We start from the raw sequence: 24,139 nt of genomic DNA, 5'->3' as shown, positions 1-24,139 counted from the left end.
AGTACTCCTTTCTAGTAAATGCCATCTTCGCCAAACTTCTTGGCTAGCCGATTGGTAAGGACGACAAGGATGACGCCGATGATCGACTTAAACAAACCGACGGCTGTGCTGTAGCTGAATTGAGCTTGCTGAATACCGCTGCGATACACATACGTATCGAATACATCGGCAACATCGGAGACAGCGCCGTTCATCATGAGATAGACTTGTTCGAACCCGACATCCATCATGTGACCGATACGCAGGATAAGTAAAATGATAATGACGTTGCGAATAGCCGGCAAAGTGACGTGCCAGATTTGACGAAACCTGCCTGCGCCATCCATACGTGCTGCTTCAAATAACTGCGTATCGACAGACGCGATGGCGGCAAGAAAAATGACCGTTCCCCAACCGACCTCTTTCCAGATGGATTGAAGCGTCAGCAGCCCCCAGAACATCCCTTGTGAGGTAAGAAAGTCGATCTTCTCATATCCCAACGCATCCAGAAGCTTATTAATGAAACCGCTCGAAGTGGAGAGCATGAGATAGGTAATGCCGACAATAATGACCCAAGACAGAAAATGCGGCAAGTAAATGATGGATTGAATGATACGCTTGAGCCATTCCCTGCGCACTTCATTTAACATGAGCGATAGCAGAATTGGCATAGGGAAGAAGAATATTAGATTCAGCAAATTAATTGCAAGCGTATTACGGAGGAGCAGGAAGAAGCTTTCATTGCCAAAGAATCGACGGAAATGCTCCAGCCCCACCCACGGACTATCCCAAAAACCGACGTAAGGGGTATAGTTTTTAAAGGCGATGAGTATCCCCCACATGGGTACATATTTGAAAATGAGGAAAAACAATAGCATCGGAGAGGCTATCAGATAGAGCATGCGATCGCGCTTCAGCCCTTGCCATGTGCGGCGCCATTGGGAAGCCGTGGCCATCGTGGCGGAGGTGCGCTTATTGGACGGAGTAATTAGCGCTGTTGTTTTGGACTTCATAGGACTCACCTTTCTGTGGAGTGAATGTGTTGTTCATGGCTCCACTATAGGATGAGGATTGATTTCCGACAATTAGACAGTCATTCTTGGGGATTTCCTGGCGTTTCATTCTTATTCTCGAGAATTTCCTGCGATTAGACTTTCATTCTTGGCACGTTTTTTGGCGATTCTGCTCTTTGCAGGCCGCATGATTTCTTATATGATGGAGCTACATTGTGGCGGATATGTAATCTACCTGTGTTCGGGCAGATGAGGGGAGTAAGGGTGCGTATGCGCAAACCGGTTTATCGACGGAAAGAGCTGATCATCGTCATGCTAAGTGCTTGCTTACCGGCAGCGATTATCGGCATTATCTTGTATGTACTAGGCACACAGCAGATTGAAAAAGAAGCACAGAAAGCACATCAAAACCAAGTCGCCTATGGCATTGAACGGATCAATGAAAATTTAAATCATTTGGAATCTATCATGGCGCAATGGTCATTTAATTTGAATTTGGGCAGCAGTTTTGCGGATCTGGACGTCTACCAGGATTTCAGGGGTACTCGCTCCATCTTTCAGTCGTTAACTTGGATCAAATCATCGGACCCTTTAATTGGCGATGTGACTCTCTATTTGGATAAACAGCATATGCTGATTAAAGAGAACTCAGGCATCAACGTCATTCAATCGTCGGATGACTTGCAGTTGTACCATACGCTTGCTTCCTACCAACGGGATGTCTATTGGTCCAATCAGCTAAAGAGTAATAATGGCATGGCGCCTTTTTCGCTAATTGTACGGATACCTGGGGGGCTCGTTGAAACAGAAGCTGCGCTCATTATAGAAATCAATGCGCAGAAGCTGAATGCGCTCATTTCAGAATTGGATGCGGAAGGGACGGGTTCTACTGTTTTCCTCCAGCAGGATGGTAATATCATTTCTTTAGGGCAAAGCAGCATAGAGCGGCCTACCGATTTAGATAAAATATTAATGAAATCGATTGCAGGGAGTAAAACGGAAGTAACTTCCTCCATCCAAACCTGGAACGGCGAAGCTTATTCCTTATCTGTTGGTCAGATGAAGCGAATAGGGAATCTCTGGACGGTTGCTTCTGCGACACCGCTCGATCAAATGACGGAGCCTGTCCAACGATTATCACGCGTGATCATGATAACGGGATGTCTAGGTATCCTGCTTGCGCTGCTGCTGTCGTGGTATTCTTACCGCCGGATGTACAATCCGGTTCACCGATTCTTTCAACAATTGTTTCCTGGACGATCATCAGGGGGACATAATGAGTTCGAATATATTGCTGACGAATGGAAGCATTTATCACGCGAAAGTCAGATTCTTCAAGAGCGTATTGATCAACATTTGCCATCGCTCCGCGAAAATTTTATGCTGCAGTTGCTCCAAGGGAAGTTATCCTTTCTTAGCGAAGAGGAGATGGCCGATCGTATCGAACAGCTAGGCTGGGAGGTCAATGGTCGCGAGCACGCCATTTTGGCGCTGCAAATCCATGGTATTTACCGATCTGAGGGGAAATTTTCACCTGGGGATGAGCAATTAGTGACCTTTGCTGCCATGAATATTGTGAAGGAAATTACGAAAAACAAAGGAATCGATGGACTTGTCGTTAATTTCCATGACCTGACATTAGGTGTGCTTGTGCGACTTCGCACTGACATGGCAGAGGAAAATCAACAATCAAGCTTATTCCACTTGGCGGAAGAATTGGCACATACCTTGAACAGCCTGTTGAAAGTGGAAGTCACGGTGTGTGTCGGTGCCCGAACGAATGAACTTCGTAAGCTGTCACTTTGCTTTGAAGATGCCCGGAATGCGCTTGCTTATCGGAAGCATGGCGAGACGCAGCAAATTTTGGATGTGGAGGATATGATTCCAGGCGGACATGATGCTATTGTCTACCCGTTTGAAGAGGAAGCGGCAATCTTGAAAGCACTGCGTTCAGGGCATGAGGATGAGCTTACGGCGTTGTTGGATCATTTTTTCACCTTATTAAAAGATGAGGCGAGTACGGAGCTGGATGTCAGGCAGGCCCTCATGCAGCTGTGCGGGAATTTGCAGAACACCATTTTGCTGTCAGGGTATAACCCACTGCAGCTAAACGACGGGGTGGATATGTGGGAACAGCTTGCAGCTATCCGAGAGCCTGAAGCAGTTGTCAGATGGATAAAGCAGTATATCGTAGCCCCGTATATACACAGGCTACATCGTACACAGGATATGCAGATAAAACGACTTGTAGAAAACGTGCTGACAACAATTCATAGCAGCTATGCAAAAGACATATCACTCGAGTATTGTGCGGATCTGCATGGGACCTATTCCAAGAAGTTGAGTTTGGGTTTTAAGCAAGTCACAGGCCAAACGTTTATTGACTATTTAACTCAATATAGATTGACACAAGCCAAACAATTGCTTCTGGATACAGACGAAAAAATTAATGATATTGCGACGCAAGTCGGCTACCAGCCACCTTATTTTAACCGCCTCTTTAAAAAGATTGAGGGCATGACACCGGGGCAATTCCGAGATAAGGCAGGACAAGTATGAACTATGAATTTTTGACAAGCTTTACACCTCGGATTTTAGATGTTGTTGAACGAAATAAACGCTTTTGGGATGAATTTCATCATGAACTCCTAAGGGAACGAACGAAATTGCATACATTTTCTTATGTGGTAGAAGGAGAAGGATGGCTTGAGTTGGATGGGGAACGACATCAGCTTTATAAGGGGTGTTTGTTTCAAATTCGGCCTAACACGCATATGCGGATTACAACGCAGTCTGACAATACCGTATGCTTTATATCATTTCATTTTAAATATTGGTCAAGCCGTTGGGAGAATGGGGAGATGCTGCTAACGGAAGGCGCGGAGATTGTGCCGGTGAGCGGTCAGGTTGTGCAAATCGGACAGACGGATATTGAAGAAACGTTTCGAGATGCTTTTCAGCTATGGCAGTCAAAAGTGGATGGTTATGAATGGCGGGTCAAACTGGCGTTCATGAACGTGATTCAAAGAGTAAATGAATTAACGGCTATGCCGAACAGCGAGAATCCAACAACGGCCGCTGTACAGAAAGCGTCTGATTATATTAAAAATCATTACCAGCAAAGCATTTCCAGGGAAATGATCGCTCAGCATGTATCGTTATCACCAGGCTATTTATCACTGGCTTTTAAGCAGGTTACCGGACTGGGCTTAACGGAGTATCTGGTGCGAATGCGGCTCGACCGGGCGAAATATTTGCTCAAAAGCAGCAGGCTGCCGATTCGCGAAATTTCGGATGCGTGCGGCTTTGCCGATTCTTTTTATTTTACGCGTGTATTTAAAAAAGAAACCGGTATGAACCCTCGCGATTATCGGAATTCTTAATGGTGAACAACCTGATAAAAGTCCAGATTTAAATGCGTATTCTTCATGTACCTTCGAGGTATAGACCTTTATAGTGGTATTTATAAGCGGTTACAACCTTGATATGAAGGAGCGTTTGAAGATGAGTAGACCTAACATTATTGATGCTGACGTGCATAATGCGATTGCACATTCCAAAGATCTGCTGCCCTTTTTACCTAAAGTATGGCATGACTACTGGCTATCGGCGGGGCCCGCATACGGTGGAGGCTGGCATTCACCGATTGGGGTGATGCGCAAGGATACCATTCCGATAGGCGGTGGCATTCCGGGCAGTGACCCGCAGCATATGCTGAAGCACCATTTTGAGAAATACGGGATTGACTACGGTATTTTGACGGGCTCAGGCATTCTCGGTGTTTCCTTAAATCCCAATCCCGATTATGGCAATGTTGTTGCGAGTGCTTACAATGATTGGCTCGTAGAGACTTGGCTAAAGGCAAGCCCTGTTTACAAAGGCTCCATTCTCGTCAATCATGCGGACCCGCTCGCTGCCGCCAAGGAAATTGATCGTATGGCGAAGCATAAGGATATGATTCAGGTGATTATGTGCAGCGGCTCACGCATGCTGTTCGGGCAGCGTTTCTTTCATCCGATCTATGAAGCGGCAGAGCGCAACGGTTTACCAGTTGCCGTTCATCCGGGAACTGAAGGACGAGGGATAGCAGGCGCACCGACACCATCGGGCTATCCGACGTCATATTTGGAATGGCATAACATACTGCCAACGAATTATATGGCGCATGTGAACAGTCTCGTCTGCGAAGGGGTGTTCGAGAAATATCCGAAACTGAAATTTGTTGCCATTGAAGGCGGAATTGCTTGGCTGCCGCATCTCATGTGGCGAATGGACAAAAATTATAAGGGCCTGCGGGACCTTGTACCATGGCTCAAGCGGCTTCCTTCGGAATATATTCGCGAACATATCCGGCTGACGACACAACCGATCGAAGAGCCAGCGAATCCGGTGCACTTGAACCAGATTTTTGACATGATTGGCGGAGATAACATGATTATGTTCTCTTCAGATTACCCGCATTGGGATTTTGATAATCCGTCCATGGTGCTTCAACCGATCCGGAAGGATTTGAGGCAGCGCATTCTCGCTGATAACGCGATTGAGCTGTACGGACCGCAGACATTTCCGGTGTTGAAACAGGAGGTGTAGGCCATGAACAAAGTGAAATCGCGAATAAAAGCTGTAACTGTGGAGGAACTGAGTGTAATTGGCCGCAAAATTGTTACGCTAAAAGGGATAGAAATCGGTATATTCGTTGTGAATGGCAGCTATTATGCCTGGCGAAACCTATGCCCGCACGCTGCTGCCCCTGTCTGTGAGGGCGTTGTTTGCGGGACTCGGCTCCCCTCACTTGTCTATCAGTACGAATACGGCCGGGATCAGGAGATCTTGCGTTGCCCATGGCACGGCTGGGAATTCGGACTTACAGATGGCAAGCATTTGGTGGAAGGCGGGGTCAAGCTTCGCGGGTATGAGGTTGAAGTTGAGGGAAATGACATTTATGTGCTGATGTAAAATGATAGGGTATCGTCCCAATGATCCCTTCAGTAATGTAAAAGGACTTGAGTGGTAGTTCACGCTTCAAGTCCTTTCTTTTAGGCTTATTGGGTAAAAAGGTTAACTTCAATAATCGTCCACCAAGCACTCTTGGCTGTGTTAATTTTGAATGTAACGTAGCGACCTGTCCGAGTTGTTTTCCCCGACGATACGGGTCATTCCTTTATACTCGGACAACCGTCACCGTCCATCTATCGCAACTCCTTCACAGTCATATAGCGTCCTCAGTTGATTTTCATGTAAACTTTACCTGTTAGCACTTGTACGGGATATGTCTTCAATTGCACACATGCCGGCCTTTTTTTCGTTTCGCCGGTCATATAGTCGAATATGCCATTATGCTTTGGGCACTCGATCAGATTGCCCATGTCAAGCCCATCAGCAAGTTGTATCTTTTCATGTGTGCAAAATCCATCTGTGGCGTAGTAGCCATTGTCCTGCGAACGATAAAGAATGATACGTATTTTCCACCTTATATTAAACGGAAGTTCGGTCAAACGCCAAGCGGAGCTCGCTTATAGATACTTTACTGAAAGGAACAACCCTATGAACCGAATTCGCTTACATACAGGCTGCTTTCCATTCATTCGCGATATGGGGAAGACACTGACCAATGAGGGTTGGATTCATCCAGACAGAAACGCTGATTTTAATGTGTTTATTTTCGTCATCAAAGGTCAGATGCAGGTCGTGGAGGAAGGGAAGGAATATTTGCTTACAGAGGGGACTGGCTTTTTTCTCAAAAGTGGACTACATCATTGGGGAGGTCCAGGCACATTGGCAGATACCTCAACGATTTGGGTTCACTTCTATGATCGAGTCGGGGAGTCGCTCCCCACCAAAGTTGTGGAAGAACGAAGTTTACCCTCCTTCCGTGCCACACAAGCGTATCAATTATTCACACCAAGTGATTATCAATACGAGCTGGTATTGCCGAAGCTTTTTCATTTAGGTCAGCCTTCTGCACTGATCAGCAAATTAAAAGAGCTATACGAGTTGTACAGCTCTGCGCCCTTATTTAGTCATTTAACTTTAAGTATGAAGACGATGGACATTTTCCTCGATATTTATCGGCTATCATTGGAACGTCCCAAATTGTCTAGCAAGTCGGATGCTGTTGTGCAGAAGCTTGCAGATTATCTGGAAGAGCATTGGGAAAATAAACTGGACCCGGAACAGATTGTCTCGGAATTCCAGCTTAATTACCGCTACATGAGCACATTGTTTACATCTAAAATGGGAATTAGTTTATTCAACTATCATGAACGGCTTCGCATTCATAAATCAGCTGAGCTTCTAAGAACAACGACGTTCAACGTTTCAGAAGTGAGCGATCGCCTTCATTTTACGAATCCGTATTATTTCTCCCGTGTGTTTCGCAAAGTGATGGGGGAGTCGCCAACGGAATACATTCGCAATATTTATCGCACATGACCGTACGTTTGTAAGCTACTCAAAGCTAGGAATAATGACTTCCTTACCGCCTTGCATCGCAGATTCATGCGCACAGATGCCAGCTGCTGTCCAATTGGCAGCTGTCACGGCATCGATAGCTGGTTTCCGTTCTTCGACGATGCTGCGTAAGAATTCATGAACTAGGTGCGGATGCGAGCCATGATGACCATTGCCTTGCAGTACGGATTGGTGTGGATTGTTCGGATCCAGAATAGCTTGGTTCGTAATATGATAAGCTAGCTCTTCCGGAAGCAGGTCTGGACGGGAAGGTGCTTTCACCAAGGTAACATCGGATTTACGGCCGCGCTCTCCTTGTTGGGCTGCGGTTTTAAAGACAGTCAGGGGGCCATCTTCCATATGCCATTCAACGGAAGCTTCTTCACCATAAATATTAAAGCTCTCCATGTAAGGGCGGGTTGTTTGAAAAAGTGTACGCGTCACCTCGGCGCTCAAATGCTCTTGCTCTAATTGGAAAATTGCCGTTTCAATCGGGTACGGATTGCCATATTGCTGTACGAGCTCGTCCGCCATAAGGCCTGACCCGATACAGTTGACTTTCGTTGCGCGAGTTCCTGATAAAGCAAGTAATGGGGAAATCGCATGGGTTGCATAATGCATCGGGGGCAAGCCCTTCCAGTACGGAGGCCAGTTCACCATGTCCTGGTAATGGGCGCCGCGAAGGAATTGTACGCGTCCGAATTCACCTTTGCGGTACATCTCTTGCGCATACAAGAATTGATACGTATACACGGCTGTCTCCATCATCATGTAATTGCGATTGCTTTCTTTCTCCGCTGCAACAATTGCCCGCAAATCCTCCAAGCTCGTCGCCATCGGCACTGTGCAGGCACAGTGCTTACCTGAGCGAAGGACTTCTACGGATTGTTTCCCATGTAAAGGAATCGGAGAGACAAGATGAACGGCATCATATTCATCAGATTTCAGAATGTCATCTAGATTCGTATAACGTCTCTCAAACCCGTATTTATCTCCATATTGCTTCAAAAGCTCTTCATCCGTATCGCAAATGGCTACATGCTCTACATCCGGGTGGGCATGATAGATCGGTGCGAAAGCCCCTCCAAATCGAAGCCCAACTAGGGCGATTCTTACTTTTTTAGTGGTCGAGTTACTCATGTGTTTCGCTTCCTTCCGTCAGGTTATCGTCGTCTACGTCTTTAATAGTAGACCTTATGAACATCCCTGTGAATGAAGTGAGCGACAGATAAGTTGTATTCTGTTCAGGTTGTATCATCCTTCAGAAGATGGCCAGGAAGGTTACTGTGCAGGACGGTAATCAGTAGCGCCTTATTCTTGCACACGAAACTGACGCGGTGTAAGGCCTGTCGCCTGCTTAAAAAGTGAACAAAACTGCGCATCTGTTGAGAAACCACACGCATCGGCCACATCGGTGATGGGCAGTTTGGTTTGGAGCAAGAGCCGTTTGGCAGCCGATATCCGCTTTGACATTAGGTAATGGATAGGTGATAGTCCATACTTTTCTTTATACAAGTGACGGAATCGATCATAGCTGTAACCCACCAGCTGAGCTAACGTATCTACACGAATTTGTTGACTATAATTCTCGTCGATGTAGTTTTTGGCATAAATGATCTTATCCGCGTTAGGCTCCGAGGTTACCAAATCATCCAATCGAAGCAATTCAATGATTAATTCACTTACAAGATGATTCAGTTTCGACATATAAAAGGAGCGTTTATGCTTCATTTCGAACCCCATTGCCTGTAAGTAAGCTAAGATGGGGTTATTTTCATAGTCGGCATACAGGCCTTCTTGCAGCGTATAGGGTGAGGTATCCTTTTGAAATCCAATGAAAAAAACGTCGGTATCCGTCTCATGCCTCTCGTCATGGAGGGTGTGCGGTTGAATCAGTGTAAACGTGTTTGCTTGATAGGGATAGATGACATCCCCAATGCGTGTCGTTCCGCTGCCGCTCAAGTAGTATACCAATTCATAGCATTGGTGTTGATGAGGCGCAATATGAATATGCTGATCTCGTTTCGTATGAAAAAGAAATTCTAATTGTCCATTCATCGGTGGAGCTCCTTTGCTATCACATTAGCCGAATCCTATAAAAAGTGAGCCGAAGCATGATAAAAGTATATCATGAAGGGCAGTAGACTAGGTGTATATCCGGAATGGATATGTAGAAATAGAAGCCAGATCATACTATTCTTTACGACCAAGGAGTTGTCCTATGAATTATCCTAAGATATTAGAAGAACACCGTATTCAGCGATTGCAGCCCAAATCGGGAACATTGCGAATCGTGATGGATACGGACACGTTTAATGAAATTGATGATCAGTTTGCTGTTGTTTATGCCTTACAATCGCCGGAGCGATTGCAAGTGGAAGCCTTTTATGCGGCTCCTTTTTTTAATAATTTGTCTACAAGTCCGAAGGATGGCATGGAGAAGAGTTACCGCGAGCTGCACAAAATATTAGATTTGATGAATCGTACGGAAATTCCAGTCTATCCAGGCTCCGAGCGCTATTTACCGGGTCCTAAAACGCCGGTTGAGAGTGAGGCAGCCCGCAATCTGGTAGAGCGGGCATTAGCTTCCTCGCCGGAAGATCCTTTGTATGTCGTTGCAATTGGCGCCATCACCAATGTGGCCTCGGCCATTCTCATGAATCCAAGCATTATAAACAACATCGTCGTTGTCTGGCTTGGCGGGCATGCCCTCCATTGGCAGGATACGCGTGAATTCAATTTGGAGCAGGATATTCATGCGGCCCGCGTCATTTTAGACAGCGGCGTTCCTTTGGTGCTGATTCCCTGTCATGGAGCCGCCTCCAACCTGAAGACAACACTGGCAGAAATTGAAGCCTATGTGAAGGATTCCGGCGTTGTTGGTAAGTATTTATATGAAACTTATCGTAATTGTCATCCTGACCATTTTGCCTACTCACGCATTATTTGGGACATATCTACGATTGCCTATCTCGTCAATGACCAGCATACCCCCAGCGTGCTTATATCAAGCCCGGTTCTCTCAGACGATGCGAGGTGGAGCGTAGACAACTACCGTCACTTCATCCGTTATGTAACCCATGTAGAACGAGACCCGATTTTTCGGGATTTGTTCCTGAAAATTAAGCCGTGATGCTCATGCTTTGCCCTGCATAAGGAGCTGCTCTTTTCGATACCGCTTAGGTGAAATGCCCTTGAGGCGTTTGAATTGTTTAATGAAATAGCTGGAATGGTTAAAGCCCGTTTCAAGCGTAATTTGCGTGATACTTTTTAGAGGGTCGAGCAGCAATTGCTCGGCTCTTCTTATTTTAATAAACATGACATATTGCGTGAAGGACGTGTGCATGACACTTTTGAAAAAACGCGCGAATTGACTATAGCTCATCATACATTGCATAGCCGCTTCTTCCGCAGATATCGTTTGGTGCACATTGTCATTAATGGATGCTAGAAGCTGACGGAATGCGGACATGTTCAGCGTCTCCTCACCTGCCACTTTAAGCTGATCAGGCGACAGAAGCGCCCGTTGATCGCGAAGCAGCCAGAGAATGAGCTTGAAAATAGATGCGGAGACAGCCAACTCGAAGCCAAATTCTTTCATTTTGTACTCACGATACATGTCTTCGACAAGGTCATGAAGGGCAGGCTTGTCTTGGACTTCTGGCACAATCCACTTGTTTAGACCTGCGAGCGGAGTGATATAGGGCAAATAATATTGCAATTCGAAAGCAAGCTGAGGCATCGGCCTCAGTAATTCTGGATCGAAGCCAATGACATAATGCCTGGAAGCTTGGTTTGGCGCGATAGAAACATTATGAACTTCACAAGGATGAATTAAAATGAAAGTGCCTTCTGCGGCTTCAAACCGATCGCTTCCTACCGTAATTGTGGCATTCCCAGAAGCGATATAAATAATTTCCATATGAAAATGCCAATGGGATCCAATCTGGTAGCCCTCATCTACGGTCGTTTGCACACCAACATAGAAGAGGCGATCAATATCCGATTGGCCGCTTTGGTTTTTATTTTGCTCAAAATAGGGAGGGAGGATCTGGCTCATGTCATTGTCTCCTTGGCACGGGAAAGTAGAATCGTTATATTTTTCGATAGTTTTATTATAGTGTATGTGCATCTTTTTTTGTACGCTTGAGATACGTTATATTCCATTTCAGGAGGCATACTAGATGAATAACTTGTTAAATCTGCCTAGCACATTTTTCGTAGGCTGTAATTACTGGGCATCTCACGCTGGAACAGCGATGTGGTCCAATTGGCAACCCGAACAGGTTGATCTCGATTTGAAAAGATTGTCAGAGGCAGGAATCGAAGTCATTCGCGTATTCCCGTTATGGCCTGATTTTCAGCCGATTGAAAATATGTATTCAAGCGAAGGTGAGCATTTTGGCTACCGCTTCGGAGAAGAAAGATTGCCTACCACAGAAGCTGGTAAAGCAGGGATGTCGGTAGAAATGATGGCTCGATTCCAAGCGTTCACAGAAATCGCGGCTACATATAACATAAAACTCATCGTTGGACTAATCACAGGCTGGATGAGCGGACGGTTGTTTGTACCGCCAGCCTTAAGAGGGAAAGCGATTCTGACTGATCCGGATGCCATTCGATGGCAAGTTCGATTTGTACAATATTTTGTGAAACAGATGAAACATAACGATGCGATTATTGCTTGGGATCTCGGGAACGAATGCAATGTCATGGGGAAAGTGGCGTCTCAACAAGAAGCTTACGTATGGACAGCTTCGATCGCAAATGCGATAAAGGCGAAGGATACGACACGTCCTTTGATTTCGGGCATGCATAGTCTGTTTCCGACAGGCAATTGGACCATGCAGGATCAAGGTGAGCTAACGGATATTCTCACAACGCATCCGTATCCATTTTGGACGAAATATATGGATTTCGATCCGTTAACATCGATTCGTCCGACAATTCACGCGACAATGGAAAGCTTGTTATACGCACAAATTGGTGAAAAACCTTGTTTCGCAGAAGAGATGGGCACAATGGGGCCGATGGTATGCAGCGAGGAAGTCGCTGGAGCTTTCGCGCGTACAAGCATGCTTACGCAATGGTCGCATGGTCTTCCCGGCTTATTGTGGTGGTGTGCCAATGACCAAACGAAGCTGAATCATGCCCCTTACGATTGGGTGGCATGCGAAGGTGAGTTGGGTCTCATGACGGAGGAAGGGCGAGTGAAGCCGGCACTCCAAGAGATGGGACGACTCAAGAAGGTAATCCAAGAGCTGCCGTTTGGGAAACTGCCTGCTCGTAAGGTTGAAGCCGTATGCATCCTGAACAGCTCACAGGATCACTGGGCAACGGCGATCGGAGCTTTCTTGCTCGGGAAGCAGTCCGGTTTTGATCTCGAATTTCGCTTTGAAGATCAGCCGCTGCCTGATGCGAATTTCTATATGCTTCCGTGTGTGACTGGCGTATATGGCGTCGCGAAGCAGCGCTGGGAGCAGCTATTGGATAAAGTACGCGAGGGAGCAACGCTGTATTTGTCTTCGAATGACGGCTATATGCTGAATTTTGCCGAGCTTACAGGGTTGACGGTGCAGAATCGCAGCCGACGGGCAAGCGATGCTATCGTGTTCTTACAAACGGAAGCAGGAGAAATACCGTTGACGCTGCCAAGTGCATTTAAACTGGATTTCCGTAACGATCGGGCAGAAGTATTGGCCGCAGAAGCAGATGGCAATCCGGTGTTGACTAAGGCATCCTTCGGTAAAGGTACTGTGTATTTCTGTGCTCTGCCCGTAGAGCTGGCGATGTCGCAGCAGGCTGGTGTTAGCTACAAGCCGGAACAATTTCCTTATTGGAAAATGTATGAATTCATTTCTGAAGAGGCGCGAAGTGCGCGTGTTGTCCAAGTGAAGGATCCTCAGATTGGACTCACCGAGCATATCGTAGACGCTCATTCACAGATAGCCGTATTGATTAACTACTCGCCGGAGGGTAGAGAGGTTCCATTGATATTGCAAGAGGGCTGGCAGGTTGAAGCGAGCTTGTATGGAAACGGACCTACTGTCCGTGAAGGGGGGACGTTGGTGAATGTTGCAGCAAATGATGCGGTGATCCTAACGTTGCGTAAGATTCACGCGTCATAATTTAGAGCTGAGGCTGTATCGTGTTTATACAAAGTAGCAGCCGTTTGTTTGTGGTATTATTTAACGTAAACTACCTACGTTAAAGACGGAGAGGCCGGAACGATGATGAGCACGCACCTCATTTATTACTATCGTGATTTTATGGAGAAGGAATTTCCATTTAAGTTGGATTTCCGAACAGAAACTAGTTTGAATCTGGACGCTTGTCATGCAGGCATTGGAAGCAGTGGACTTGGTGAATCGCAGGAAGCATGTGCCTTCGGAGTTTTCTGGCGGTCAGTAGCAGCGCGTTGCGATTGCGCGAACATTGGCGGGCGATCCGGCAATTATTCTGGCGGATGAACCGACGGGAGCGCTGGATTCGAAGACGGGTGTAGAGATTTTAAATATATTTAAGAAATTGAATGAGCAAGGCAGGACGATCATCTTGATTACACATGATCTGGCGATTGCGCAGCAGGCGAAGCGGGTTGTGCGGTTTCGGGATGGGAAATTACTTCATTAAATTGTGATGACATATAATAACTGATTTAGCTTTACGAGAAATCGTAAGGCTATTTGTTTTCTACAGGTATATATTAATTAACAGACAATGGCAGCAGGATCTCTCAGTTCACTTTAGCAACAACTGCGGTAACTGTATTGGGAAGGAAATATGAATTGATCAGAGAATTTATAGAAAGGGATGGTGGACGTACCACGGGTGTCAAACGAAGAATGTTCATCTTTCATGTTGAATTCGCTTTCAATAATTAAGAATAAGCGATGTTTGTAAATTACTTGAAGCCGATAACCCACATTTGCTTTTGCATGCACGTTGTCGAACATTTATTTTGAAGGGCGGCTTGATGATGGAAAATAGAAAAATTCCGTTGTTTCACAGTTATTTACTCTCTTACGTCATTGTACTGTTGATTCCAATTCTGATCATCGGATTATTAGTCTATCAACGTTTCGTAATCATATTACAAGAAGAGATTACAATAGGACACCGGCATGTACTCGAGCAGGCGCGAAGCACGTTCGAGGCCAAACTCACGGAAATGAACAAAATCGCCATTGAAGTTTCCAATAAGCCCGAGCTGTCCCCAGATCGTCTTAAGAAATCAATGTCATACGCTATCGATGCTATGGGGGCACTTCAATATACGACGGCTAGCCCGTTCGTTCATCAGATCATGTATTATCTGAAGGATAGTCCATATTTGTATACGCCAAGTACGACGATTCCCATTACCTTGTTCGCTGAGGGCGGATATGGAATTAAGACTGGGGAAGCTGGCCGGATCCTTCAGGATCTGGGCAACTTGACAAAGCCCGTACTCAAACCTGCTGCAAAGATTGCGACGAGTGACCTGCAGACAAGTAATCGCGCCTTAACTTATCTGATACCAATCCCTTACAACAGTCCTAAACCCTATGGGGCCCTCATTTTCCTCATCAACGAGGATTCTGTAGGGAAACTCCTTGAAGGCACATTGGAAGAGCGGCACGGAAATTCGCTCATCATAAATCGGGATGGTCAAATTATTGCTGCCCTGAGACACGAAGCTTATATAGAAGATCCGTCATTTCTTCAGGTCGTTTTAAATGTATCGAATGGGATGCAAATCGCAGAATTTGATCACGTTTCTTATGCAATTTCCACACTGAAGGAAGGGCATGATGGTTGGACCTATGTAACAATGCTGCCTGAGAATGATTTTATGACCAAGGTTGTGGCTGTAAAAGCACAGTTTTTTCTGTATGTGCTGATCGCATTATTAATCGGCAGCGTTCTGATTTATGTGCTGATGCGCTGGAACTACAGGCCAATCCAGTTACTAAAGGCAAAACTCATTCACACGAAGATCGCTGCTCGGAATCAGCTACTGCTTGACCTCCTTCGGGGGAGGGTATCCGACATTGTGGCGTGGAATAGAGAAGGCAGCGATTGCGGTGCTAGTTTTGAGAAGCCGTTGTATTTCGTTGTACTGATTGATTCAGCTGAGGCGAGTGGTGTCGATTCGGCAATGCAGGATAACAAACAATTTGAAGATGTATGCAGGACACATTTTGAGAGCTATGTCGTAGAAACGGCAGATGAATCTCGAAGCACGGTCATTTGTGCGATAACACAAGAAGAAGAAGGGGACTGGAACTTATTGTTGGCCGGACTTCACCTTGATCTAGCTGCGGTTTACGGAAAGATTACGATTGGCGTCGGCGAACTATATTCAGATAGTAGCCGTGTAGGCAGATCTTATATTGAGGCAGCGACCGCTCTTGATTATAAGCTGATCAAAGGTTCAAATACGTTGATTACCTATAGTGAAGTAAAAGCCGATAACTTCTCGTCTTCATGGTATCCGAAAGATGAATTGGAGCTTCTCATGGCACAAATGCAGCATGGCGAAGCCGAGAAGGCAGAACAGGTGTTGAAGCAATTACACGATCAACTGCTGCAGCATCCTGTTCCCCTTCCTATTGCCCGTTGTATTTGTTACGACTTGATGGGCTGCATGATTAAGGCGCAATATAAGCTACATGGGCCTCAATTTGACAAGATGGCTCATCAAGATGTCGTCAGCCTTGCGCGATTCAGTACAATTCAAGATTTGACTGAGTTGGTGCGGGAGATGTGCTTGTCGATAAAACGGCAGATTGAATCGGGCAAAGCTTTGGAGTTAGAAGGAGCAGAAGCCTGGATAGCCTACATCCGCGAGCATTACCAAGATCATAATTTCTCGGTGCAGATAATGGCAGACCATTTTTCAATTTCACGATCTTATCTGAATACTGCATTTAAAAAGCAGACTGACCAAACGATCATAGACTTACTAGATCATTATCGGCTTGAGAAAGCAAAGGAGCTGCTTGCGGGCAGTGATCTTGGCTTAAGGGATATTGTGCAACAGATCGGCTATTATGACGTATCAAGCTTTATACGCAAATTTAAGTTAAGACTTCATATGACGCCTGGTGAGTTTCGTAAATTATATGCGGCTAGCGTAGATTCGGTGGAATCGAGCTAGCGGTGCTAACAAATAAGATTCACTTATGTAGTGGGAGTTTCGCATATTTACTTCCTTGTTTCATTGGCTGGAGGCTGCGTGCTGAGGGATTTTGCTATAAAATTCATTTCGCAAATGATATGTGAATTTCGCATATATACACTCTCCTGAGCGCAAAGCTATAGTCAGGGTGTGGGACATCTAATTCCTAACACTCGAAAGGAGGTGGCGAAACTTGAAGCTGGCTCAGCAAGTGACGAAGCAGAAGGTAAAGGGAATATCGCGAATACGGTTGCCAGATTGGAAGCGAATGAGGCGCACCTATGAGTTATATTTGTTCCTGTTGCCGACCCTTGCTTATTTTCTTATCTTTCATTATGGACCTATGTATGGTTTACAAATCGCCTTCAAAAATTTTATCGCCGTTAAAGGAATCTGGGGCAGTCCATGGGTAGGTCTCGATCATTTTCAACGTTTCTTTAATTCCTCTCAATTCATACTTGTACTGAAAAACACGGTGTTGTTGAACCTCTTTGAGCTTTCCATCACATTTCCCTTGCCAATTCTCTTGGCGCTACTGCTCAACCAGATTAAAAATGTACGTTTTAAAAAATGGGTGCAGACCGTCACATACGCGCCGCATTTCATTTCAGCCGTCGTTATCGTCGGTATGCTGTTCATTTTCCTATCTCCCCGGACCGGGCTCGTCAATCAATTCATACAGTTTCTTGGGGGAGAACCCATCTATTTCATAGCCCGGCCAGAATGGTTCAAAACAATTTATGTCTTCTCCGGTCTATGGCAAAACGCGGGTTGGTCGATGATCATTTACTTAGCCGCACTAACAAGCGTCAGTCCGGATTTGCACGAAGCTGCCATTATGGATGGAGCTAACAAATATCAACGTATGTGGCATATCGATGTACCTTCGATCATGCCAACGGTGATGATCATGCTAATTTTAAACCTGGGGAACTTTATGACCGTCGGCTTCGAGAAGGTTTACTTAATGCAAAATGCGTTGAATGTGGATGCTTCCGAGGTCATTCAAACCTATGTATACAAATCGGGGTTGCTTAGTGCGCAATACAGCTATAGTGCTGCTGTTGGCCTATTTAATGCAGGCATCAATTTTATTCTGCTCATCAGTGTTAACACGTTAGCGAAACGTTTGAAACAAACCAGTCTTTGGTAATAGGAGGGCAATATGTGATGAGCTTGCTCAGCCGAAATAGCAAATTTGATCGATGGTTTGACATCCTCAACTATACAATCCTGTCAATCGTGTTATTGGTTGTTTTGTATCCGCTTTACATCGTCGTCATTTCATCCATCAGCGACCCGGATGCGGTTAATACCGGGAGGGTGTGGCTGATACCGCAAGATATCACGTTCGCAGGGTATCGACTTATCCTGTCCGATGGGCAAATATGGACGGGATATAAAAACACACTAATCTATACCGTTCTCGGCACATCGTTAAATGTTGTACTATCCTTAACGGGTGCTTACGCACTCTCAAGGTCCGATCTAGTTGGCCGTAACTTCTTTATGCTGCTTATTGTGTTTACGATGTTTTTCGGCGGTGGACTAGTCCCATCCTACTTGTTGATTAAGCACCTAGGAATGACAAACACCATTTGGTCTCAGATCATTCCTGGCGCCGTCTCGGCCTATAATCTCATAATTACCCGTACCTTCTTCCAGACAACGATTCCGAAGGAAATGCAGGAGGCGGCGGAGATGGACGGCAGTACGATCACTCGTTTTTTTATCCGTATCGTGCTTCCTTTGTCGCTGCCAATCGTCGCTGTGATGGTTTTATTCAACGCTGTTTCCCACTGGAATTCGTATTTCACGGGACTTATCTATTTACGCGATCATAAGCTGTATCCTCTTCAACTCGTGCTGCGCGAAATTCTGATTGTTAACTCCGCGCCAACGGAATCGGCTGTAGCGGGTGCTGGAGATGACAGTAGTATGATGCGAATCGCTGATATTATGAAGTTTGGCGTCATTATTGTATCCAGTTTGCCAGTGTTGGTCTTGTATCCATTTTTACAGAAATATTTTGTTAAGGGTGTCATGATCGGTTCATTAAAGGGGTAAGGTTATGAAACTAGATCATCCAATGAAAAGTGAAAGGGGTTACAAAATATGGTGTTAAAACAAAAGCTCAAGCTTACCTTCGTTTTAACTCTTACTTCGGGAGTACTCTTGGCAGGCTGCAGCAATAATGCCTCAACAGATGACAAGGCGGAAAGTACGCCGGTTAGCAGTATCAACGCTACTAATGGCAAAGATGGCGGTAACGCTGCGATGAATGGTTATCCAATCGTCAAAGACAAGTTGACACTTAATTTCGTAATGGCCAAAGCAACACAACAGAAAAAAGCGACCGATCAATTAAAAGTCGTGAACGATCTGGAAGCTTTAACGAATATTCACATTAAATGGGACGCGTCCGATCAAGGCTATCAGGAGAAGAAAAATCTGATGTTCGCTAGCGGCGACTTGCCTGACGGTTTTTTTGGCTCAGGCAGTTTAACGGATGCTGACATTCTGAAATATGGAACGCAAGGCATGTTGATCCCGTTAGAAAAACTAATTGATCAATATGCCCCTAATATTAAACAGTTGCTAACCAATCAACCGGATGTGAAGAAAATGCTCACGGCTCCGGACGGGCATATCTACTCGATCCCGACAGTAATCACGGAAGGCGCTAATGAGCTTGGAGAAGTCCTTTTTGTAAATAAGGATTGGATGGATAAGCTGAGACTGTCGGTGCCAACAACTACTGTGGAATTTGAGAAAGTGCTGAACGCGTTTAAGAATGGCGGAGATCTGAACGGAAATGGGCAAAAGGATGAAATCCCGTTTAGCTTCTTGAACGGCAACCCGCTTAACGGGATCTATGGTGTGTACGGAGCTTTTGGTATACCTGACAACGGCTCTCATGTTATGGTACAGGACGGCAAGGTTTCCTATATTGCGAATAGGCCGGAGTATAAGGCAGCTACTCAATATTTTAACGGTCTCTACAAACAAGGCTTGATTGATCAGGAAGCATTCACACAGGATAGAAATATCTACTTCTCAAAAGGTCGGGGTAAAGGCAAGCCAGTCTACGGGGCATTTACCGGATATAATGCGGAGAATGTTGTTGGTCCCGATAATGCAAAGAGCTATGTGGCTATCGCTCCACTGAAAGGGCCGAACGGTCAGCAGCTCGTTAATTTGGGTGATACTCTTGCTGTAACGAAGTCCGGATTTTCCATCACATCTGCGAACAAACATGTTGCAGAAACAATGCGCTGGATCAATTCAGTTTTTGAGGAACGCCATTCGGTAGAGTGGGAATTCGGACCAATAGGCGTTAATTTTAAGGAAACCAATGGCGATAAGTATGAATACTTGCCGACGCCTGCCGGAACGACATACGACGATTTTCGCTGCACCGAAGCACCTTGCTTTGGAGGAACCGGAGCGATTACAGAAGAAATCTATAAAAAAATCGAGCTATCCGACAAAATTAAGGGGCGTTTGGCGTATTTAAAGATCTATCAACCATTTATGAAAAGGTTTACACTCCCAAGCGGCATGTTCTTTACGATAGAGGATTCCGATCGCATGAACGTGCTCTCCACCGATATTAATGAGCTAGTGAAGAAAAAGCAGGCACAGTGGATTATTGATGGAAATGTGGATGCCGAATGGGATAGTTATTTGACTCAGTTGAAAAAGATTGGCCTCGACGAATTCCTGCAAATTTATCAACGGACGTATGACCGCTTCCAGTCAGTGAAATAGGTTTATTGATAAAATGAAAAATGAAAGGAAGCATACAATGAACGCTAACGTGAAACGCCCCAATATTATTTTTATTATGAGCGATGATCATGCCGCCCATGCTATGAGTTGTTATGGTAGCAAAGTTAATGTTACCCCCAATATGGATCGCATAGCAAATGAAGGAATGCGCTTTGATCATTGCTTCTGCACGAACGCAATCTGCACGCCAAGCAGAGCTACGATATTGACAGGTACCTATAATCACGTAAATGGTGTGAAGACGCTGTCCGATCGGATTGATGGACGTCAGATCACGGTATCAAAACTGTTGCAACAGAACGGCTATCAAACAGCAATTGTTGGAAAATGGCATCTTGGTCATGGCGGATATAGTGACCCGACCGGCTTCGATTACTGGAGCGTGCTCCCGGGGCAAGGCAGTTATTTTGATCCTTCTTTTATTGAAATGAATCAAACCGTCAAAACCGAAGGTTATGTCACGGATGTTATTACTGATAAATCGATTGATTGGATCAGAAATCGAGATAAGGACAAGCCATTCTTCCTAATGTGCCATCATAAGGCGCCACACAGACCGTGGATTCCTGATGAGAAGCATGCGCATCTATACGAAGACATTGATATTCCTGAGCCGGAGACCTTTAACGATGATTACTCGAATCGGGCAAGTGCAGCGTCGGCAGCGGAAATGCGGATCGACCGCGATTTAACTCTGACAGATCTTAAAGTGGAGCCTCCTGCACACTTGGAGGGTGCGGCGCTAAAAAGCTGGAAATATCAGCGATACATGAAGGATTACTTGCGTTGTGTTGCATCTGTTGATGACAATATCGGCCGGTTGCTTGATTATTTGGAGCAAGAAGATCTAGCTCAGGAAACAATTGTCGTCTATACGTCGGATCAGGGCTTTTTCCTGGGTGATCATGGTTGGTATGATAAACGGTTTATGTATGAGGAATCACTTCGTATGCCGTTCGTTATCCGTTACCCTAAAGAAATTCCCGCAGGCAGCGTGAGCAACGATATGGTGCTTAACGTTGACTTTGCCCCATTGTTCCTGGATTACGCGGGAATTACTATTCCCGAATCGATGCAGGGGCAAAGTTTCCGCTCCATTGCTTCGGGTCAAAAGCCAGTGAACTGGCGAACATCAATGTATTATCGATATTGGATGCACTTATCGGAGCATAAGGTCTACGCTCATTACGGAATTCGTACCGAACAATTCAAGCTGATTTTTTACTACGCCGATGCGCTCAATACGCTTGGTTCTGAGGATGAACCGAAGACGCCGGAATGGGAATTGTTCGATCTGAAAAAAGATCCGTGCGAGATGATCAATGTGTATCATGATCCGGATTATGAGCGTGTGGTAGCTTTATTGACCCGGGAGCTGGATCGGCTGCAGCAAGAGGTTGGAGATGAGAAGTACGTACCCAGCGCTTGATCGAGTGAATTTAATTTTTAACTAAGCAACAGATGGGCAAGAGTCCTTGCATACGTTTTCTGAAAATAAATCCGATGTAGTTGAACAATAATAATTGGGTCGCTAAGTCCGGACAAAAATGCCGGATGCTTGGCGATCTTTTTTATGTTTGCAGCGCTAGCCCTGTTTCGATTTAACCTTCCGCTTCTGTCCGCGACAGTGCCTGTTCCCCAGTAATCGGTAATGGTCAAAGGAAGCTAACCCTAGATAATAGTGAATAAGATAGTAGCTTTTTTGTTGTAGAGTTATACAGAATAATATTTACATAGCTTCGTGTCCACAATGTCAAAAAATTCGACAACACCGGAGAAGGGCAGGACGATCGTTTTGATTACACATGATCTGGCGATTGCCCAGCAGGCGAGGCGGGTAGTGCATTTTCGGGATGGGAAGTTGAGTGAGGTTGGATAGGATGAGGGCCGGGACCTGAAAGGGTTCCGGTTTTTGGTTTTGTTAATATGGCCTTGGGATTAAAATAACGGGCAGTTTAATGGAATAATATGTATGATACAATGGTGTTCTGGAGGTGTATTCATGCAAAAGGCAATTGTAGTTCATTATTATAACGATAAAAAGAATAACTTAAGTGAATTAAATCAGCTTTTACAAGAAGGATGGAAGGTTGTATCTCAGAGTGCTATGTCAGGTGGTGAGATGGGTGCAACAGTTTATTCACTTGTTATATTAGAGAAAAATTAGGAAACAATGCTTCTGGATTCATTGAAGAAACGGAGAACTATAGCGTAGTTTCTTAGAGTTAAGAATGCAATGTGAGTAATAAAAAAGAAATCGAGATTAGCTGTTGATCCAAAGAGAGGGTAGGTTATGACACGATCTCTGGTGGATTATTTTTTGATTTTCGGAGTCTTGATCACGGTTTTCCCAAAGTTTATAAGAGGTAAATTTAATCAAAAGCTAGAATTCACTAAATGTGGGCTACTTCTCTCAAAAATTGATCGCCGAACCAGAAGGGACGTAGATACGAACAGTGCAATCCGCAAAGGTCGCAGAGATAACTATCTGGTTTTCATATATCGCCTATCAAGATTCCATATTATGCAAACTATCATTAGTGGTGTATGTTCATGGGATATCGAGAGAAGCAAAGGAGGAAATTGTAAAGGGGAGAATCTCTTGGATGTTTTATTAGGAGGCGTGCCAATATTGACATGGTTATCTCTTAGGAGGGTGCGCCTTTATTCAGCTGTCTCCAACGAACATTGTTTAAACGAAGTGTACAAACAACATTTTTAGATGCAGAGGAGAATTTATAGTGATTATTTCCATGAATCCAAAATACGATCGAATTGCAGGGGGATCAGGAACTTTAACGGCTACTGCTGCTGCTGCTGGATCGGCACATTATCATCCAACAAATCATAAGCAAAAAAGTGATAAGCAGGACAAAATGACGATTAGCCTGCAAGCGCAAAACCTGTTTAATCGGCAGAACGGAAAGCAATCGATGATGGAACGATTAATCGAACAAAAACAAAATATGATGGATCGACGTAATGAATACATGTCAAATGCGCTTGAAAGAGGTGCTAGCCCGGAAGCAATGAAAGCTGACTTAGAACAGATGGATAAACAAATTCAGGAGTTGGATCAGCAGATTCGTGAGCTTCAACATAAGGACCTCCGCAAAGCAACAGGTGTAGACCACGACTCAGAAGAAGAGAATGACTTTCGAAAAAATGAAAGCAAGCAAGTGGTAGCACCTGACCAAAAACACGATTCTTCGCTATCATTGGATAGCATGAAAGCAGTAGTTTCTACAAATAATGAGTTGAAGCAAACCAAAAGCATGAAAATGGCGCAAATAACGCTTCATAGAGAAGCTAAAAATTGGGAAAGCGATCCTGCTCGGTCAGCAGAACTAAAAAGCAAGGCGGATGATTTAAATGGTAGAATGATACATGCCAGCTTGGCTGTGAATCGTGATTTGGCACATGTCATTGTAAATCGTGAAAATAAAGATGAGAGTACTCCTCCTCTTCCGTTGAATGATAAATACGATGGCAATAATGCTAGGGCTAGTGATACGCACAGCGAGTTATTGTCGGATGATAGGAAGCAACCAGCAGCAGAAGATGAAGAAGAGAATGTCGGATAAAAATAAGTGAAAGCATCTTTTTGTTCTAGAAAAATATTAACTTCTCTAATAGAACTAGACACGATCTTATTATAAGTCTAATCTACGATGAATATAGCTTGGAATAAACAAATGTTATTATTGTCACTCCGTTATCTCACTTCGAGATCTTTATAAAG

Annotated in this window: 20 protein-coding genes; 15 read left to right on the top strand and 5 right to left on the bottom strand. The window is 44.9% G+C overall.

What is annotated here, in order from left to right; translation table 11 throughout:
- Positions 1-11: 11 nt before the first annotated feature.
- Positions 12-992, bottom strand: a complete 981-nt coding sequence (locus ACKTT9_RS30590; protein WP_407868959.1) for an ABC transporter permease — start codon at positions 990-992, stop codon at positions 12-14.
- A gap of 270 nt (positions 993-1,262) precedes the next feature.
- Here ACKTT9_RS30590 and ACKTT9_RS30585 point away from each other — a divergent pair, with 270 nt between their 5' ends.
- The 4 genes from ACKTT9_RS30585 to ACKTT9_RS30570 all read left to right on the top strand — a co-directional run bounded on the left by ACKTT9_RS30585 (position 1,263) and on the right by ACKTT9_RS30570 (position 5,948).
- Entirely contained in the window at positions 1,263-3,551 is a 2,289-nt protein-coding gene (locus ACKTT9_RS30585) for a helix-turn-helix domain-containing protein (RefSeq protein WP_407868958.1), read from the top strand.
- Positions 3,548-4,375, top strand: a complete 828-nt coding sequence (locus tag ACKTT9_RS30580; RefSeq protein ID WP_407868957.1) for a helix-turn-helix domain-containing protein — start codon at positions 3,548-3,550, stop codon at positions 4,373-4,375. The genes ACKTT9_RS30585 and ACKTT9_RS30580 overlap by 4 nt, the downstream gene beginning before the upstream one ends.
- A 121-nt stretch (positions 4,376-4,496) precedes the next feature.
- Entirely contained in the window at positions 4,497-5,582 is a 1,086-nt protein-coding gene (locus ACKTT9_RS30575; protein ID WP_407868956.1) for an amidohydrolase family protein, read from the top strand.
- A 3-nt stretch (positions 5,583-5,585) separates the two neighbouring features.
- The gene (locus tag ACKTT9_RS30570; protein WP_407868955.1) at positions 5,586-5,948 is read left to right on the top strand and encodes a Rieske (2Fe-2S) protein; all 363 of its coding nucleotides are present in this window, start codon (positions 5,586-5,588) and stop codon (positions 5,946-5,948) included.
- Between the two features lie 266 nt (positions 5,949-6,214).
- Here the strand turns inward: ACKTT9_RS30570 and ACKTT9_RS30565 are convergent, their stop codons facing one another.
- Positions 6,215-6,487 (bottom strand): Rieske 2Fe-2S domain-containing protein, encoded by a 273-nt coding sequence (locus ACKTT9_RS30565; protein WP_407868954.1) that lies wholly within the window; start codon positions 6,485-6,487, stop codon positions 6,215-6,217.
- A gap of 49 nt (positions 6,488-6,536) precedes the next feature.
- Here ACKTT9_RS30565 and ACKTT9_RS30560 point away from each other — a divergent pair, with 49 nt between their 5' ends.
- Positions 6,537-7,424, top strand: coding sequence for a helix-turn-helix domain-containing protein (locus ACKTT9_RS30560; protein ID WP_407868953.1), 888 nt, complete (start codon positions 6,537-6,539; stop codon positions 7,422-7,424).
- A 15-nt stretch (positions 7,425-7,439) separates the two neighbouring features.
- Here ACKTT9_RS30560 and ACKTT9_RS30555 read toward each other — a convergent pair whose 3' ends face one another.
- Both ACKTT9_RS30555 and ACKTT9_RS30550 read right to left on the bottom strand, forming a co-directional pair.
- Positions 7,440-8,582, bottom strand: a complete 1,143-nt coding sequence (locus tag ACKTT9_RS30555) for a Gfo/Idh/MocA family protein (protein WP_407868952.1) — start codon at positions 8,580-8,582, stop codon at positions 7,440-7,442.
- A gap of 171 nt (positions 8,583-8,753) precedes the next feature.
- Entirely contained in the window at positions 8,754-9,500 is a 747-nt protein-coding gene (locus ACKTT9_RS30550) for a helix-turn-helix domain-containing protein (RefSeq protein ID WP_407868951.1), read from the bottom strand.
- A gap of 163 nt (positions 9,501-9,663) precedes the next feature.
- On the opposite strand from ACKTT9_RS30550, the gene ACKTT9_RS30545 reads away from it, so the two are divergent.
- A complete protein-coding gene (locus ACKTT9_RS30545) occupies positions 9,664-10,575 on the top strand; it encodes a nucleoside hydrolase (protein ID WP_407868950.1) in 912 nt (303 codons plus the stop codon).
- Between the two features lie 3 nt (positions 10,576-10,578).
- Here ACKTT9_RS30545 and ACKTT9_RS30540 read toward each other — a convergent pair whose 3' ends face one another.
- On the bottom strand, positions 10,579-11,502 hold the full coding sequence (locus ACKTT9_RS30540; RefSeq protein WP_407868949.1) for a helix-turn-helix domain-containing protein: 924 nt from the start codon (positions 11,500-11,502) through the stop codon (positions 10,579-10,581).
- Between the two features lie 124 nt (positions 11,503-11,626).
- On the opposite strand from ACKTT9_RS30540, the gene ACKTT9_RS30535 reads away from it, so the two are divergent.
- From ACKTT9_RS30535 to ACKTT9_RS30495, 9 genes are all read left to right on the top strand, one after another.
- Complete coding sequence (locus ACKTT9_RS30535) at positions 11,627-13,570, top strand: beta-mannanase (RefSeq protein ID WP_407868948.1); 1,944 nt, start codon at positions 11,627-11,629, stop codon at positions 13,568-13,570.
- A gap of 307 nt (positions 13,571-13,877) precedes the next feature.
- The gene (locus ACKTT9_RS30530) at positions 13,878-14,075 is read left to right on the top strand and encodes a hypothetical protein (protein WP_407868947.1); all 198 of its coding nucleotides are present in this window, start codon (positions 13,878-13,880) and stop codon (positions 14,073-14,075) included.
- A gap of 343 nt (positions 14,076-14,418) precedes the next feature.
- Entirely contained in the window at positions 14,419-16,584 is a 2,166-nt protein-coding gene (locus ACKTT9_RS30525) for a helix-turn-helix domain-containing protein (protein ID WP_407868946.1), read from the top strand.
- Between the two features lie 220 nt (positions 16,585-16,804).
- Positions 16,805-17,758, top strand: a complete 954-nt coding sequence (locus tag ACKTT9_RS30520) for an ABC transporter permease (protein ID WP_407873150.1) — start codon at positions 16,805-16,807, stop codon at positions 17,756-17,758.
- A 17-nt stretch (positions 17,759-17,775) separates the two neighbouring features.
- Positions 17,776-18,672: a carbohydrate ABC transporter permease gene (locus ACKTT9_RS30515; RefSeq protein ID WP_407873149.1), complete on the top strand. Its 897-nt coding sequence runs from the start codon at positions 17,776-17,778 to the stop codon at positions 18,670-18,672.
- Between the two features lie 48 nt (positions 18,673-18,720).
- A complete protein-coding gene (locus ACKTT9_RS30510) occupies positions 18,721-20,376 on the top strand; it encodes an ABC transporter substrate-binding protein (protein WP_407868945.1) in 1,656 nt (551 codons plus the stop codon).
- Between the two features lie 37 nt (positions 20,377-20,413).
- Complete coding sequence (locus ACKTT9_RS30505) at positions 20,414-21,826, top strand: sulfatase (protein WP_407868944.1); 1,413 nt, start codon at positions 20,414-20,416, stop codon at positions 21,824-21,826.
- A gap of 573 nt (positions 21,827-22,399) precedes the next feature.
- Positions 22,400-22,564, top strand: coding sequence for a hypothetical protein (locus ACKTT9_RS30500; RefSeq protein WP_407868943.1), 165 nt, complete (start codon positions 22,400-22,402; stop codon positions 22,562-22,564).
- Between the two features lie 574 nt (positions 22,565-23,138).
- Positions 23,139-23,981, top strand: coding sequence for a hypothetical protein (locus ACKTT9_RS30495; RefSeq protein WP_407868942.1), 843 nt, complete (start codon positions 23,139-23,141; stop codon positions 23,979-23,981).
- Positions 23,982-24,139 lie beyond the last annotated feature (158 nt).

Source organism: Paenibacillus sp. P36 (assembly GCF_045866505.1).
Classification (GTDB): Bacteria; Bacillota; Bacilli; order Paenibacillales; family NBRC-103111; genus Paenibacillus_E; species Paenibacillus_E chondroitinus.
This window is presented reverse-complemented; position numbering and strand designations above follow the sequence as displayed.